The following is a 15,960-nucleotide window of genomic DNA, read 5'->3' as shown; positions in this document are numbered from 1 at the left end:
GGGGATTCCTTTTCAGTCGTTCAGTTGCACGCGACCGGAGCGCCGCTGTCGAGGACCGCGCCGTCGTCCTGCACGAACTGCCAGGAGTAGCTGTTCGCGGCCAGGGTCAGCTTGAGGACGCCGTGCTTCTGCAGGAACTTCTCGCTGTTGGCCCGCATCGTGCCGGCGGGCTTCGTCGACGCCCCTCCGGTGCCGACGACGAACTCCCGGATCCCGGACGAGGATTTCTGGGCGTCCGGGTTCTGCTTGGCGAACCGCTCGTAGTGGTGGTCGTGGCCGCCGAGCACGAGATCCGCGCGCGCGTCGTACAACGCGTCCCAGAACGGCCTCATGTTGGGGAAGTTGCCGTGCGCGGAGCCGGAGCTGAACATCGGCCGGTGCCAGAAGGCCAGCACACACGGCTTGGTGTTGCGGCTCAGGTCGTCCTTGAGCCAGGTGACCTGCGTGCTGCCCGCGCTGCGGCTCGTCTCGGAGTTGAGCGAGATGATGTGCCAGTCGCCCAGGTCGAAGCTGTACCAGCTCTTCGCCGGGGAGCCGGCCGCCGAGCCGAAGTATTCGAAGTAGCCCGCCGCGCCGTCGCCGAGCCCGTACTCGTGGTTGCCCGGCGTCGGTTTCGTCTTCGCCTTGAACCGGCCCCAGGTCGGGTCGTAGTGCTTGCTGTACTCCTCGTAGGTGCCGTTCTCGTACTGGTTGTCGCCCAGGGCCAGCACGACGGCGGGGTCGATGGCGAGGACCCGGTCGGAGGTGCGCCGGTGCGCGCACTTCTCCCCCTCGCAGGTGGTGGCGATGTCGCCGGCCGCCACGACGACGTGTTCACCGCCCTGGCTCGCGTCGGGCCCGAGCGCGGCGGTCTCGCTGATGCTCGCCCAGGAGCCCTCCTGGCTCTGCCAGAAGGAGATCCGCACGTAACGGGCGGTCACCGGGGCGGCGTACGGGTAACTCTCGAACCCCGCGGTGCTCCCGGAGCTGCGGCCGGCCCAGACCTTGGTGTAGGTCGTGTCGTCCGGCGAGGTGTAGATGTTGAAGTCGTTCCACCGTTTGTCGCCGCGGTGCCAGGCGATCTTCAGACCGCACATGGTGCGCGCCTGTCCCAGATCGAGGATCAGGTGCGCGCCGAGCCCCTCCCCGGACCACCGGGTGGTCGGGTCGCCGTCGGCCGCCTGCTGCGGCGGGTTGACGTCCTCCCAGGTGCTCGCGGTCACCCCGGAGAGCGGCTGGGCGGTGGTGCACCCGGGGATGGACGGGACGACCGTCGAGGGGACGTCGCCGGCCCGCAGGCCCGTCCCCTGACCGGTCGCGTGAGCGGCGCCCCGGACGGCGCGATCGTCGGCCTGCGCGGCGCCTCCGGCACCGAGCGTCGCCAGCAGCATGAAGGCGCAGAGCGCCGCCCACACCGGTTTCGTTCGTGGCATACGTGATCTCCCTGTCGGCAGTGCGAGGTCCGGAGGGCCGGGTGCGGTATCCGGAAGGGCCGGCGCGTCCTCCGGAGAGTCGGGTGCGAGGTCCAGAAGGTCCGGCGCGTCGTCCGGCACGTGGGTGACGCGCCGGACGACCAGGTGACGCAGGGTCAGCGGCCGCCGAAGACGGCGGCCTCGGCGATGCTGGCCCAGCCGTTGCCCGCGGAGCTGTTCCACCAGGCGATGCGGACGTACCGGGCCTGGCGCTGCGGGAAGCGGTACGGTTCCGCGTTCGGGGTCGTGCCCGAGCTGCGGCCCTCCGCCGCCTTGGTGTAGGTCACGCCGTCCGGTGAGGTGTAGACGGTGTAGTCGTTCCACCGCCGGTCGCCCTGGTGCCAGGCGACGTCCACCCGGCACACCGGACGCGGTGCTCCCAGGTCGAGCACGAGGTACGCGCCGTACCCGCTGCCCGACCAGCGCGTCGCCAGGTCACCGTCCACCGCGTTCGACGGCGGGTTGATCTCCTCCCACGTGCTGGCGGTCACCCCGGCGGGGGTGAACCTCGTCGCGCAGGGATCGGTCTGGCCGGTGGGGTCGATCTCCCGGACGCTGAGCCTGGCCACGTCGACCTCGGTGGCGCCGTCCCAGCGGAACGCGGCCTTCGGACCACCCCAGATGATCCTCTCGTCGCGGGTACCGCCGCAGGGGTTGGCCGTGTCGACGGACCACCCGCCGGTGTCGTCCCGGCTCGTGACCCGGACCCAGGTGCCGTCGCCGGACCGGTCGAGGTAGGTCTCCACCCGCACACCGCCGGGGATGTCGTAGATGACGACCTTGAAGCCGACCATCCTGCCTTTGACGGACGCGCCACCTCCGACGTAGGCGCCCTTCGCGTAGCCGTAGCCGCCCCTGTGGTAGACCTCCTTCTCGATCTTCACGGCGCCGTCGGAGTAGCGGAGGTCGCCCTTGTAGGCGGTTCCCCAGCACGCCTGGGGGGTCTGGCCCGTGCCGGTGTGCCGGCCGCCGCGGGCGTACCAGGTGAAGGCGTCCCCATCATCCCCGGCGACATAGCGGACATATCCACTTATCTCCACGTTCCGCCAGTCGTTCCGGTCGTGCATGTAGCCCTTGTCACGCAGCTCGGGTTGACGCCAGAGCAGGGACTTCTCGTGCTCGTCCTCGTCGTAGGTGGTCGTGGAGACGCCGAGCCGGGTCTTGACGTCCTTCACCGTGAAGGTGCCGTCCCCGTTGGGCGTCAGCTCCGTCCCGTCCAGGCGGGGGTCGGCCGAGGGGTCGGCCGGCAGGTGCCAGACCTGCCCGCCGGCCCTGGTGGGGTAGATCATGGCCACACCGTCGACCGGGTCGGTCCCGGCCGTCGGCACAGCTTCCTGAACGGCCTGCGGGGCCCGGGCCGTCGCCGGTGCCCGGACCCCGGCCTGCGACTGGGCCGGAGCCGAGGCCGGGGCCGGGGGATCGGGGATGAAGCCGGTGACCGACATGACGCCGGTCACGGCCAGTGCGGTCGCCAGGGGGGTGGCGCCGGGTCGTCGCATCGAAGGTCACCTCTTCGCAAACGGCTGCTCGGTCAGGGGCGTCGACGGCTCAGGAGCCGAGCACGGCCGCCTCGGTGATGCTCGCCCAGTCGTTCTGCGGGTTCTGCCAGAAGGCGATCTTGACGTATCGGGCGTCGCGCGGGCCGTCCTTGAACAGCTCCTGCTCGGGTGCGGTCGTCCCGCCCGAGCTGCGGCCCTCCCAGGCCTTGGTGTAGGTCACGTTGTCCGGTGAGGTGTAGACGGTGTAGTCGTTCCACCGCTTGTCACCGAGGTGCCAGGCCACCTTCGTACCGCAGAGGCGGTGCGTCGATCCCAGGTCCAGGATCAGCGCGGCGCCGAAGCCCTGACCCGACCAACGGGTGGCCAGGTCGCCGTCGACGGCCCGCGCCGGCGGGTTGACGTCCTCGTGGGTGGTCGCGGAGGCGCCCTTCACCGGAAGGGTCGCCGCGCAGGCCGGGCCACCCGACCGGGCGGGGTCCACGTCGGCGCGGGTGGCCCGCTGGTCGCCCAGCCGCAGCGCGTCGTAGAACATCACCCGCTGATCGGTGTCGGAGGGCTTGTCAGCTCTGTTCCAGTCCCACTTGTAGATGCCGAACTTGAAGTACGGCGAGCGCGGCCCTCCATCGTGCGTACGGCCCGTCCGGTTCAGGACCTCCTGCCCGTTCCGCCACACCCGGAGCAGACCCTCACCATCGGTGCGCCACTTGACGTGGAAGACCCAGTCGGTCCACGTGCCGGTGGCGTACTGGCCGAGGTCGATGATCTCCCTCCGGAAGTCGATCTTCCATTTGCCCTCGTCGGTGAGGAGCGCCAGCGGCGGCGAGCCGCCGGGGCAGCCCGAGTCGCACTGGTGCCACTGGCTCACGATCTCGGAGGAGACGTCGTGTTTCCAGCTTGAGGGCAGGTTGATGCTGAAGCCGTACCACCGCTCGGCGTTGACCGGCTGCTCGTCGCGCTGGGTGATCTCGGCGCGCTTGCTGCCGGAGTGGATCGGGTCGGTGCGGTTGAGCTGGAACCGCGCCGCGTGGGACCCGTCCCGTACCGGGCTGGTGACCACGGAGGCGCCGTGGGAGGCCACCCAGTGCTTGTTCAAGCCCGTCGGCGCCTTCTCCGGCATGGTGCGGTCGCCCGCGTTCTCCCAGTCGAGGGTCCTGAGGACACCCGCCGGATCGGCGTTCGCCGACTGGGCGGGCAGCGCCGAAGCCCCCAGCGCCATCGCCAGCGTCGCCACGGTCAGCGCCGCGGTTCTCTTCCAGATCACTGTCATCAGCTCCAAGTGGCGCACCCGGCCCCGCCGCTCCGGCGCGGGCCGCGTACAGGCCGGTGTTCGTTGCCGACAGCGTCCTGGAACTGACAATGACCGTCATGAGTAAGTGATACTCATTCATACCTTCTCCGCCCCGCCCCGGGCCGGTTCCGCAGCGGGCGGCATTTCAGCACGTCACGGCGTGGTGACGGAGGGAGACGGCACCGCCTGAGGTAAGAACCTGTGCGGGCCGCCTCTCGTCACGGGAGAGGCGCCCCGATTCGCACTCGGGGGGATCTCTCATGCTTGGCAAGACCTGTCTCGTCCTGGCCGTCGTGTCCGGCACGGTCATGACCGGAACCGGAACCGCCGCGACGGCCGAGGTGGCTCAGACGACCGGGGTCACCGGAGCAACCGGGGTCGCCGCGGTCACCGGGGTCGCCGGAGGTGCCGGGGTCGCCGGAGCGGCCGGCGCGGCGGGGGTGGCCCGCTGGCCCTGGCCGGCGGCCGACGCCGTCATCAGGAACGCGGCCGGCCGGGAGGTCGGCGTGCTGCGCGTGGAGCACCAGCTGTACAACAGGTCGCGGGTCACGGTCAGGGTGAAGGGCCTGCGGCCGGGCTACCACGGCTTCCACATCCACGCCAAGGGAGTCTGCGACCCCGCATCGGTCGACCCGGTCACCGGCAGCCCCTTCTTCAGCGCGGGCCCGCACTTCACCCTTCGCTCCGCCGTGCACGGCGACCACTCGGGTGACCTGCCCAACCTGCTCGTCGCCGCGGACGGCACCGGCGAGGCCGTCGTCGTGACCGACCGGTTCCGGGTCGGGCAGCTCTTCGACCGCGACGGCAGCTCCGTCGTGATCCACGCCCTGCCGGACAACCACGCCAACATCCCCGACCGCTACACCCACCAGCCCGACTCCACCGGCACCAGGGGCCCGGACGCCGAGACCCGCAAGGCAGGCGACTCCGGCGGACGCGTCGCCTGCGGGGTGATCATCAGGCGCCAGGAGTCCGGGCCCGTTCCCCGGCCCGGCCGGTGAAACTCCCCGGCGAGGTGTAAGTGTCCCAGCGCCTAAGTGGACATCCGGCGATCCGTGCCAAAGGTATGGGTTGGCGATGACAAGCCGGGATAAGTCTCTCCAAGAAGAACAAACGATTCACAAGGGCGATGGGCCATCCTGACGACGATCAGTCGATTCAGTGTTACGGACCGCAAAAAGCCCAAAGGGATGGATATCGCTCATACAGCGCACCTGCGCCGGTGCTGTGCGGGAGCGGAGACGCCCCACTGCACCGCAGTGAGGCCGAGTCGTCGCCCCACATCGCAGCTCTGAGAAAGACGCGAACGCCCAAACGGAGATCTGTCGGACCTCGTGAAGGGCGTGCTCCCACCCCTCGTCACACCGGATCGGCCAGCCATGGCACCCCCTTCTTCCAACGGGGCATGCCGCATCCTCCCTGTTTCCCACGCCGCCCTCCGTGCGCGGCCTCAGTTTCGGAGATTTCCCCTTGTCCTGGTTATTCAGTCGCGCCTCCGCGCGGCGGATAGCGATTCCCGCACTCGTCGCGGTGCTCGGCTCTCTCGCCCTGCCCGCGTCCGCGATCGCCGCACCCACACCACCCCCGTCCCCATCCCCGTCCCCCAAGATCGCGGAGGAACCCGACGGGCTCAAGCTCACCCACCTCGGCGCCCTCAACACCTCCGACGGCCATCTCGGAAAGATCAACAGCAAAGGCCAGGTCGCCGGCTACGTCCAGAATCCGGAGACCGGCAAGGCCAACGCCGTGCTGTTCTCCGCCGGGTCCACCGTGAACATCCACGCGGCCCTCGGCAACCCGGACCGGGGAAGCCAGGCCGTGGAGGTCAACGACGACGGCACGGTGATCGGCCGCGTCGCCTCCCAGGGTGGAGTGCCCTATGCCGACACCTTCGTCTACAAGGACGGCAAGACGACCCGACTGGGCCTGCTCTACGGCAGCGGGATCAACAATCGGGGGCAGATCACGGGCTACGAATGGATCCGTGATCCCGACGGTTCCATCCTGAATCTCGCGGCGTTCGCCGGCCAGGACATAGAGGCATACTCGCTGAACGAGTCCGGTGAGGTCGTCGGCATGGCCGACATGGACCCCGAGAAGGACGTCGACAAGTTCCGTGCCTTCCGTACCGAGCCGGGCAAGCCTCTCAACCCCATTAAGGACAGGCTGAACTTCGTCGGCGAGACCATCGCCACCGATGTCAACGACAACGGCCAGGTGGCCGGCGCCGGGACGGACGCGAACGACGTTCACCGTCCCCTCATCTGGGATGAGGGCGGCGATGCCACAGTGATGAAGACTCCGGCCGATCGTGGCGGCACAGTGAACGCGATCAACAACGCCGGTGTCGGCGTCGGGATGATGAAGGCCGCCGACGACGCGCCGCGGGCCGCGCTGTATCAGAACGGCCAGGGAATCGACCTGACCGACCTGGTGCGGGCCGCGGGCTACGACGTGACCCTCAGGCACGCCACGGGTATCAACGACCGCGGCCAGATCGCCGTGGTCGGGCGGTGGGGCAAGCAGACGACGTGGGACCACGCCTTCCTGCTCGACCTGGGCGTCCGGCCCGTCATCGGTTCGCTCACCATCGAGACCCAGAGGTACCCCTCCACGGAGTGGAACCCCGTGCCGGACGGCGCGGGCAGCACGGTCGAGGGCAACAAGGTCCGCGTCGTCGCTCAGGTCACCAACCCCAGCGACTTCCTCATGCAGGCGGAGGTCGGGCTGGTCGACGACATCACCGGCCGAAGCCTCATCAGCGGACGGCAGGTGGTGGAGCTGGAGCCGCACAAGACCGTCACGGTGCGCGAGGAATGGGACACCAACGGGTGGGCCTGGGAGAGGGGCCCCAAACCGCAGTCGGACCGTACGGTGAGCGCGAAGCTCTACCACGGCGGCAGGCTCGTGGACAGCGCGATCGAGCCCATCGTCGTTCTGCCGAAGCCGGTGGTGGCGGTGCACGGCTGGCGCAGCGACGCGGAGGACTCCTGGGGCACCTACAACGAGATGATGAAGAGGCTGGGCCATCCGCAGGGCCACGTGTGGGCGGTCGGTGACGACCAGGCGGAGGGCCGGATGGACACCGGCGAACCATGGAACCCGCTCGATGAGACCTACAGCATCCGGCAGAACGCCGACGAGCTGGCGATCTACGTTGAAGACGTGCGCAAGAAGACGGGCGCCTTCCACGTCAACATGGTGGCCCATTCGATGGGCGGCCTGATCGCTCGGCAGTACATCCAGACGCAGATGCCGATGACGACCGGCGTCAGGCCGGCGGTGAGTCGCCTGATCGGGCTGGGCATACCGAACGGGGGCAGCCCGTGCGCGGACAGGATCGTGGAAGAGGCGATCACGAAAGAGCTCACTCCCTGGTACCCGTCGGTCATCGAGCTCACCACGGATTACCTGGACGGTGACGACGAGCAGCCGAGGTCGGGGTTCAACGACAGGATCACGAACCTGAAGCACGTGCTGGCCTCCAACCTCGTCGGCACCGATCTGCCGGTTATCTGCACCTCGGAAAAGTACCCGCTCCCGTCCTTGGGCGACGGTGTCGTTCCGTGGTGGAGCGCGCTGAACCTCCTTCTCACTCCCGGGTGGGACGACCACCATCCGCTCCCGTATGCGTGGCACTCGTCCATGACGTCCTCGGAGAACGTCTTCAAGGAGTACGTCCTGCCGCGGCTGGCGTATTCCGTGCCCTTCTCCAACGGGACGAACGGGGAGCTGACCGCGACGGGCGAGAAGGGCACGGCGCCGACCGGCGCGGCCGCTCCCACCGATGAGGGGGCGGAGCAGAACGTTTCGTTGTCGACGTTCGACGGGCCGACGGCGACGGTGGAGCCGGGGCAGACGGCAAAGGTGCCGCTGCAGGTGCCGCAGGGGCTGGCGTTCGGTGTCACCGGTGTGCTGCTGCCCGAGACGGTGGGGTTGGCGCTGCGGGATCCGTCGGGGAAGGTGACCACCTCCTACGCGGCGGGCAGTGACGCGGCCAAGCAGCTGTTCCAGGGGTTGAGCGTCACCGGTCAGCAGGCGGGTGCGTGGACGCTGGAGATCACCAACACGGCCGCGCAGGCGGTGAAGGCCGATCTGGCCGCGTGGGTCACCGGCAACCCGGTGAAGGTGGCGGCCAAGGCCGAGGTGGCACAGGACGGCCGGGTGACGGTGACGGCCACGGTCACCGACGACGGTCAGCCGGTCACCGGGGTGCCGGTGAAGGCGTGGCTGGTCGGGATCGAGTCCAAGCCGGACCGCGTCGCCATGACGCTGAACGATGACGGCAACAGCGGGGACGGCGCCGCCGGCGACGGTGTCTACGGCGCGCGCACCGAGGCGCTGCCTGGTGACCGGTACTACGTCGTGGTCAAGACGGAGACGGCCAAGGGGCTGCGGACCGACCGCGAGCTCGTGGCCAAGCCGGACACCCGTGAGTTCGAGCTGACGCTGTCGGCCGGGCCGGGCGGGTCGGTGTCGGCGTCGCCGGCGCAGGAGAAGTACCGGGCCGGGACCGAGGTGACGCTGACCGCGACCCCCGAGGCCGGACGCATCCTGATCGGATGGGTGATCGACGGCCAGGAGCGGGGTCCGGGTGCGCTGACCGTCGTCATGGACGGCCCGCACACGGTGCAGGCCAGGTTCGGCTCCTACACGGTGACCGAGCTTGGCGCGTTGCCCGGCTACACCGCCGATCAGACCGAGCCGGTCGCGCTGAACGACCACGGTCAGGTCGCCGCCACGGTGGGAAGGGGCGATGACCGGCGGGCCGTGCGCTGGCAGGACGGTGTGTTCACCGACCTGGGCGGCCTGTCGTGCGAGGGGTCGGGCAAGGCCCGCTGCCCGTCGGGCGCCACGGACATCAACGAGGCCGGCGACGTGGCCGGCTGGGCCGAGAAGTGGCAGAACGACGTGCTGCGCGAGCACGCGGTGGTCTACCGCGGCGGGTCGGTCACGGACCTGCATTCCAGCGACGACGCGTCGACGTCCAGTGCCGCGGTGGGCCTGAACGACACCGGTCAGGTGCTCGGCCGTATCGGCAAGTGGGACGGCAGCGACGGCTACCACTGGATATGGAACGGCAGGGAGTTCCGGCGGCTGCCCGACACCCCGCTATACACCAGCAGCGTCGGGGGCGGCCGGATCAACGACCGGGGGATGGCCGCCGGTGCCTATGTCAAGGAGCAGGACCCTTCCGGTAAAGCCACCGGGTGGGGCCCGGCCGTTCACCACGACGGGGTGACCACGCCGCTGGAGATCCCCAAGTGCACGCGCGAGGGCGGCGTCGCCCATGACGTCAACGCCGGCGGCCTGGCGGTCGGCGAGGCGATGTGCGACACCGACGGGAAGCTCACCACGCATGCCTACACCTGGCAGGACGGCCGGCGCACCGACCTGGGTGAGGGCAGGGCGTACGCCGTCAACGACCACGGCCTGGTGGCCGGTTTCACCGGTCAGCAGAACGACACGCCGGTCGTGTGGCTGCAGGAGCGGCGCTACAACCTGCAGGACCTGCTTCCCCTGCCCGCGTGCGCCGAGGGGGCGGTGCCCTGCATGCGCCTGATCTCGGTGGCGGACGTCAACTCCTCGGGCCAGATCCTGGCGCGCGGTTTCATCAAGGACGGGACCGGCTCACAGGGGGAGCGGGCTTACCTGCTGACCCCGTCCGCCCCGCGGGCGGATCTGGAGGTCACGCACAAGGTCTCCTCGGCCGAGTTCGGCCCGGGCGCGAGCGTCACGTGGACCAGCACCGTGACCAACAAGGGTCCCGACACCGCGACCGGCGTCCAGCTGGACATGGTCGTTCCCGCGTTCTCGGGGGGAGTGTGTGAGACCTCGCGGGGTCTGTGCACCCCGTTCAAGAGCGGCGGCGGGTTCCGCAACACGGTCAAGGTCCTGGAGCCGGGCGGGAGCGCCACCGTCACGGTGACCGCCACCATCCCCGCCGGCGCCGGCGACGGTGTCGAGGTCAAGACCTCGGCGACGGCGCACACCCTGGACGTGACCGACCCCGCCAGAGGCAACAACAGGGCCGAGGCCACCGCCACCGTCCGGCACGCGCTGAACCGCACCGCGATCACCTTCGATCCCGTCCGGGTGGGCACGAGCAGCGCCTACCCGACGGAGGTGAAGCTGACCAACCGGAGCAGCGACCCCATGAAGATCACCGCCATCAAGACCGAGGGCCCCTTCACGCAGACCAACGACTGCCCCGCCGCCGGCGCGACGCTCGAGGCGGGCAAGACGTGCCTGATGTGGGTGAGCTTCGCCCCGACCCAGGTGGGAGCGGCCAGCGGGAAGCTCACCGTCACCACCGGCGGGGACCAGCCGTCGTATGTGACGACCCTGACCGGCCAGGGGAAGGAATCCAACGCCGTCCCGCAGGTCGACACTCCCGCGGGCCCGTTGACGGGCGTGGTGGGACAGCCGTTCACGCTGACCGTGCCGTTCAGCGACGGCGACCCGGCCGACACCCACACCGCCGAGGTCTGGTGGGGGGTGGAATTGGGTGACTTCGAGCCCACCAGCAAGGTCGAGGTGACGCCGAAGGCCGAAGGCGGCGGCGGCACCGTCACCGTGACCGGGACGTTCAGGGCCCCCTCCGAGGGGGTCGCCGCGGTGATGGTCACCGACAGCAAGGGCGACACCGGCTACAGCGACGGCATCCGCTACGTCATCGCGGCCGCCCCGGCCGCCAACACCGCCCCGGTGGCGGCCGCGGGCACCGACGTGGAGCTGACGGTGAACGAGAAGCTCCAGCGGGTGGTGCCGGTGTCCGACCCCGGCTCCGCGTCCTGGACGGCGAGCGTGGACTACGGCGACGGCACCGGCCCGGTGGCGGTCACTGCCCAGGGTGCGCAGATCACTCTGGAGCACCGGTGGGCGAGCGCGGGCAGGTATCCGGTCGTGGTGACGGTACGCGACAACGGCGGCCTGCAGACCTCGGTGGTCTTCACCGCCACCGTCGTCACCGGGCAGACGCCGAACCAGGCGCCCGAGGTGACGCTGTCGGGACCCGGGAAGGTCACCGAGGGCACCGCCTGGAAGGCGTCCGGGTCGCTGAGCGACCCCGGGTCGAAGGCGTGGACGGCGACCGTCGATTACGGCGACGGCACCGGCCCCCGGGTGCTGCCCGTGGACGGCACGCGGCTGAAGCTGGAGCACGTGTTCACCGACGACGGTGAGCGCACGGTCACGGTGACGGTCACCGACGACAGGGGCGCCACCGGCACCGCTCGGCTGAAGGTCAAGGCCGCCGGTGCCGCCCCCGAGGTGAAGCTGGAGGAGCCGGCCGCCGACACCGTCGCCGCGGTGGGCGTCCCGGTCACGCTGAAGGCGTCCTTCACCGATCCGGGCACCGCCGACACCCACACGGGCACCTGGACCGTCGACGGCCACAAGGTCGCCGGTGCCCTGGCCGGGCACGAGGGCAAGGGGAGCACCATCGGCACGCACACCTTCACCAAGCCCGGGCGTTACCCGGTCACGGTGACGGTGACCGACGACGACGGCGCCTCCACCACCACCAAGAAGGCCCACGTGCTCGTCCTGGCCAGGGCCGGGTCGCTGAGCGGTGAGGGCCAGGTGGCGTCACCGGCGGGTTCGTGCCGGCTGAGCGCGGCCTGCGAGGCGGCGGGCAAGGCGGCCTTCGCCGTCACCGCCGGCTACCCGTCGCAGGGCGGCGCGCCCACCGGTGAGCTGCGCTACGACGCCCCCGGGTTCACGCTGCGGCACACCGCCTACACGGTGCTCGCCGCGGCGGACGGCACGGCGGTGCTGCGCGGCACCGGCCGGGTCAACGACACCACCGAGGTCACCTTCGAGATCACGGCGTCGGATCCGCACACCGACCGGTTCCGGTTGAGGGCGTGGGGCAAGGACGGCGGGCTGGTCTACGACAACCAGCGCACCGGCCCGGCACCGTCCGTGACCGGCACCGTCCGCGTCAGCGGCCGTAACTAGAAAGTTCGCGGGCTCCCGTCCGGCCGGACGGGAGCCCGCGGACTTCCGGCCCGCCGGGAGCCGATTCGGCTCCCGGCGGGCCGTTGCCGTCTGCCCGCGACACGGCGACACGCCTTTACCCGCGGCCCCGATGCCGATCGGACAGCTGCCCTCACGGTCGGGTTCCTGGTCACGACGGCGGCGAGGGTCCTCACGCCATCGCGCACGAAAAGTCGCGCCGGCTCACGGTTGCGGCCTCCTTGGTGCGACTTTTCGTGCGGATGCTCGTCACCCGCCTGCCGCCCCGGAGCCGTCGTGGTCGACCCCGGGGATTTACGCACGCGGTTCGCTCACCACCCGGGCCACGCGGCTTGTACCCTCCCGGCGCGATCGCCGAAAGAGCCCCTGCCGCTTCAAGCCCATTTCGTCGCACGGCAGAAGGTCGCCGTTCCCGCGTCGAGACGTGAGAGGTCAGGCATTCACCCCGTTGCTCAGCAGGCTGTGAAAGAGACCTTGGACGAGCCCGCCAGCGTCCCCCACTGGCCTGACTGACCGCACCCGGACCAGCTCTGCCCGACAAGCTGCTGCCCGTCGTAGTAGCTGATGACGGTGAGGTTGGCGCCACCCGGCGGAGGAAGGGGAATGGCGTGGGCGGGAGCCGAGCCGAAGGCCAGCACACCGGTGGTCAGCGCCGCCGCGGCAATTACCCGCTTGATTCTCATGAAGATTTCTCCGATCAGCTGGTTTTCAGGCAGAGCGAACGCCGAGGCTATTTGCGTGAACCTGGCGTCACGATGTCCGCCTTCGGTGAACGCTGCCGGCAGCAGTCGGTGTTTGCTATGCATCGACAAGTTTATGGAACCGGCTTGTAGGTCACTTGGAAGGAAATGTGGGCCGCTGCAACGCACCTTGACCGAGTCTTGAAGCTCGTCGGGCGGCAGTCGCCTGCCCACGGACCCGCGCAGCCTCATAACAGGAGGCGGTGGTACATCTGGGTGCGCCATTCGACCAGCAGGACGGTGGCGTCGTCATCGAGGTGGTCCTGCTGGTGCTCCAGGAGGGTCTGGATCAGGCGGCGCAGCGTCTCGGGGGGCGGCACGCCGTCGGCCTCGCGGCGGACGACGAAGTCGACGAAGCGCTCCAGGCCGAACTCCTGCCCGGCGGGGTTCTTGGCCTCGATGATGCCGTCGGTGTAGAACAGCAACCGGTCGCCGGGTTCCAGCTGGTAGTGGGACGGCTCGGTGAACGCGCCCATCCCGAACCCCATCGGCGGGTCGGCGGGCGCCTCCAGCATGGCCACCAGTCGTCCGCCGCGCAGCACCAGCGGCGGGTGATGCCCCCGGTTGACCCAGCTCAGCAGGCCGGTCCGGGTGTCGAGATCGGCCAGGACGCCGGTGGCGAAGCGGTCGCCGCCGAACTGCTCGGCGATCGCCGCGTCGATCACCTCGCTCCTGGCCAGCAGGCCGGCACCCTGGCGGCGGCTGTTGCGGCAGGCGCCCATCGCGATGGTGGCGGTCAGCCCGGCGGCGGTGTCGTGTCCCATGGCGTCGAAGATCGACAGATGCAGGGTGTCACCGGCCACCGCGTAGTCGAAGGCGTCTCCACCGACCAGGTAGGCCGGTTCCAGCGCGGCGCTGACCATCACCCGCTCGGTGGCGAAGGTGCGCATGGGCAGCAGCGTCCACAGCACCTCGGCGGACAGCTGCATCGGCTGGGTGCGCACCAGCCGGGCGTAGGTGTCGCTGGCGGCGCGTTTGCTGGTGATCAGCAGCGCGGTCAGCGAGGCCAGCTGGGCGGCCCGCCACCGGATGACCTCGTCACCGCCGGACACGTTCACCCCGAGCGCGCCGACGCGTTCGGTGCCGTCCAGCAGCGGCATCCACAACCGCCGCGGATCCTGCTCGGTGAGAAGCCGCGTGGAGGTGTCCTCGGGGTGGTGGGAAGGGTCCGCGAGCCGGGTCTGGATGATCTCCATGGAGCGGAAGGCCCTTCCGGCCAGGGTGGTGTCGATGCGGATGCGCTTCAGCGGCTCGCCGTCGGCGTCGTACTGGCCGGGCAGCGGCACCAGGAACTGGTGTTGCAGGTCGGCCACGTACAACGTCGGCTGGGAGAAGCCGATCAGGCCGGCGTATCCGGCGACCAGGCCCGGCAGGTCCTCCACGGTGGCCAGGTGATGGGCGGCGACCAGCCCGCCCAGTGTCTGCTCGCCGTCACCGTGCATCGGCCCGTCCAGCGTCTGCTCGCCGTCGTCGCGCAACGGCCCGTCCCCCGTCGTCTCCACCACCGGTGCGCCTGGAAACCGGCGAGGACCATCGCGCCGCGCCGCGCCGCGCGGGTCCGGTGCGAGGGGCGGAGACGGTGCGCCGACGGGCCGGGCGGTCGACGGCCGCCCCGGGGGGCGTCGTCGTGACCGCGCAGGCACCATGCGTCTGAGGGGAAGGTTCGAGGTCGGGCATGTGGTCGCCTTTCGTCCTCCCACTCTCCCGCCACCCGAGGCGCGGATAGTCATCTTCTATGGGCATATGTCTGCTTCAGGGATGAAAAGTAGTTAGTTCTTGACGTCCGGGGGCTGCCGACGGGGCCCCGACCGGCCCGCCCCGGGCCGACCGGGACCGACCGGGACGCGTCAGACCGGCCCGGACAGGCCGGCCGGGACAGACCGGACCAGTCAGGACGGGGGGGACGCCGGGCTGGGGAGCCCGATTCCGCTCCGGAACGGGTTATCCGGTCATCAGGGGGAACGGGACCCGTTGTCGGTGTCCGGGCAGCAGGGAAGAACAGATGGGGGCCACCGTCCGGCACGACGTGGGAGAGATCCCACCCGGCCGGGGCCCGCGGTGGGACGGCCCCCCGCGTGGGACACCGGCCGGGAACCCGACCGCGAGGACAAGGAAAACGTCATGGACACTTCCAGCACCAAGCCGCTGGCCGTGGTGACCGGTGCCTCCAGCGGCATCGGCTACGAGCTGGCCCGCCAGTTCGCCGAGCACGGCTTCGACCTCGTCATCGCCGCCGAGGACAAGGACCTCATCCCGGCCGCCCGTTCACTGGAGGACCTCGGTGCGACGGTCTCCAGCGTGCGCGTCGACCTCGCCCACCGCGACGGGGTCGAGGAGTTCCACACCCGCATCATGGCGTCCGGCCGCCCGGTGAACGCGGTCGCGATCAACGCGGGTGTCGGCGTCGGCGGTGACTTCGCCCGCGACACCGACCTGGACGACGAGCTGAGGCTCATCAAGCTGAACGTCGTCTCCTCGGTGCACCTGGCCAAGCTCGTGCTGCCGGACATGGTCCGGCGCGGCCGGGGCCGTCTGCTGTTCACCTCCTCCGTCGCCGGCACCATGCCGGGACCGTTCCACGCGGTGTACGCCGCGTCCAAGGCGTTCCTGTACTCCTTCTCCGAGGCGATCAGGGAGGAGCTCAAGGACACCGGGGTAACCGTCACCGCCCTGCTGCCCGGTCCCACCGACACCGACTTCTTCCGGCGCGCCGACATGGAGGACACCAAGGTGGGCTCCGGCCGGAAGGACGATCCCGCCGAGGTCGCCCGCCAGGGCTTCGAGGCGCTGATGTCCGGGGACGACCACGTCGTGGCCGGGTCGAAGAAGAACGTGCTGCAGAGCGTCGCCGGCAAGATCATGCCGGAGACCGCCAAGGCGCGGGCGATGCGGAGCATGGCCGAGCCCGGCGGCGCGGAGCCTGGCGACGGGGAGTCCGGCGGGGAGTCCGATCGGGAGTGACGGACCCGCCGGTGAGTGACGGAACCGTCGGCGGGCAGCCC

General features: G+C 70.2%; 8 protein-coding genes. 3 read left to right on the top strand and 5 right to left on the bottom strand.

Annotation, left to right across the window (positions count from 1 at the left end):
• Positions 1 to 20: 20 nt before the first annotated feature.
• From F4562_RS22770 to F4562_RS22760, 3 genes are all read right to left on the bottom strand, one after another.
• The gene (locus F4562_RS22770) at positions 21 to 1,412 is read right to left on the bottom strand and encodes a discoidin domain-containing protein (RefSeq protein ID WP_184541243.1); all 1,392 of its coding nucleotides are present in this window, start codon (positions 1,410 to 1,412) and stop codon (positions 21 to 23) included.
• A 155-nt stretch (positions 1,413 to 1,567) separates the two neighbouring features.
• Positions 1,568 to 2,950 carry a discoidin domain-containing protein gene (locus F4562_RS22765; protein ID WP_184541244.1) on the bottom strand — a complete coding sequence of 461 codons (1,383 nt, stop codon included), beginning with the start codon at positions 2,948 to 2,950 and terminating at the stop codon, positions 1,568 to 1,570.
• Between the two features lie 49 nt (positions 2,951 to 2,999).
• The gene (locus F4562_RS22760) at positions 3,000 to 4,211 is read right to left on the bottom strand and encodes a heparin lyase I family protein (RefSeq protein WP_184854792.1); all 1,212 of its coding nucleotides are present in this window, start codon (positions 4,209 to 4,211) and stop codon (positions 3,000 to 3,002) included.
• A 287-nt stretch (positions 4,212 to 4,498) separates the two neighbouring features.
• On the opposite strand from F4562_RS22760, the gene F4562_RS22755 reads away from it, so the two are divergent.
• Positions 4,499 to 5,239, top strand: a complete 741-nt coding sequence (locus F4562_RS22755) for a superoxide dismutase family protein (protein WP_184541246.1) — start codon at positions 4,499 to 4,501, stop codon at positions 5,237 to 5,239.
• 469 nt (positions 5,240 to 5,708) lie between these two features.
• A complete protein-coding gene (locus F4562_RS22750; RefSeq protein ID WP_184854791.1) occupies positions 5,709 to 12,200 on the top strand; it encodes a PKD domain-containing protein in 6,492 nt (2,163 codons plus the stop codon).
• A 470-nt stretch (positions 12,201 to 12,670) separates the two neighbouring features.
• On the opposite strand, the gene F4562_RS22745 is transcribed toward F4562_RS22750, so the two are convergent.
• Entirely contained in the window at positions 12,671 to 12,901 is a 231-nt protein-coding gene (locus F4562_RS22745) for a hypothetical protein (protein ID WP_184545622.1), read from the bottom strand.
• Positions 12,902 to 13,146: 245 nt separating this feature from the next.
• On the bottom strand, positions 13,147 to 14,463 hold the full coding sequence (locus F4562_RS22740; RefSeq protein WP_311734190.1) for a PP2C family protein-serine/threonine phosphatase: 1,317 nt from the start codon (positions 14,461 to 14,463) through the stop codon (positions 13,147 to 13,149).
• A gap of 616 nt (positions 14,464 to 15,079) precedes the next feature.
• On the opposite strand from F4562_RS22740, the gene F4562_RS22735 reads away from it, so the two are divergent.
• Positions 15,080 to 15,919: an SDR family NAD(P)-dependent oxidoreductase gene (locus F4562_RS22735; RefSeq protein ID WP_184545624.1), complete on the top strand. Its 840-nt coding sequence runs from the start codon at positions 15,080 to 15,082 to the stop codon at positions 15,917 to 15,919.
• The last annotated feature ends 41 nt before the right edge of the window (positions 15,920 to 15,960 follow it).

It is taken from the genome of Streptosporangium becharense, from assembly GCF_014204985.1.
Lineage (GTDB): Bacteria > Actinomycetota > Actinomycetes > Streptosporangiales > Streptosporangiaceae > Streptosporangium > Streptosporangium becharense.
The sequence above is the reverse complement of the archived record's forward strand: the minus strand, read 5'-3'. Positions and strand labels throughout refer to the sequence as shown.

Coding starts and splice junctions, on each gene's coding strand:
- F4562_RS22770 (WP_184541243.1), bottom strand. CDS start 1,412: ATGCCACGAACGAAACCGGTGTGGGCGGCGCTCTGCGCCTTCATGCTG.
- F4562_RS22765 (WP_184541244.1), bottom strand. CDS start 2,950: ATGCGACGACCCGGCGCCACCCCCCTGGCGACCGCACTGGCCGTGACC.
- F4562_RS22755 (WP_184541246.1), top strand. CDS start 4,499: ATGCTTGGCAAGACCTGTCTCGTCCTGGCCGTCGTGTCCGGCACGGTC.
- F4562_RS22745 (WP_184545622.1), bottom strand. CDS start 12,901: ATGAGAATCAAGCGGGTAATTGCCGCGGCGGCGCTGACCACCGGTGTG.
- F4562_RS22735 (WP_184545624.1), top strand. CDS start 15,080: ATGGACACTTCCAGCACCAAGCCGCTGGCCGTGGTGACCGGTGCCTCC.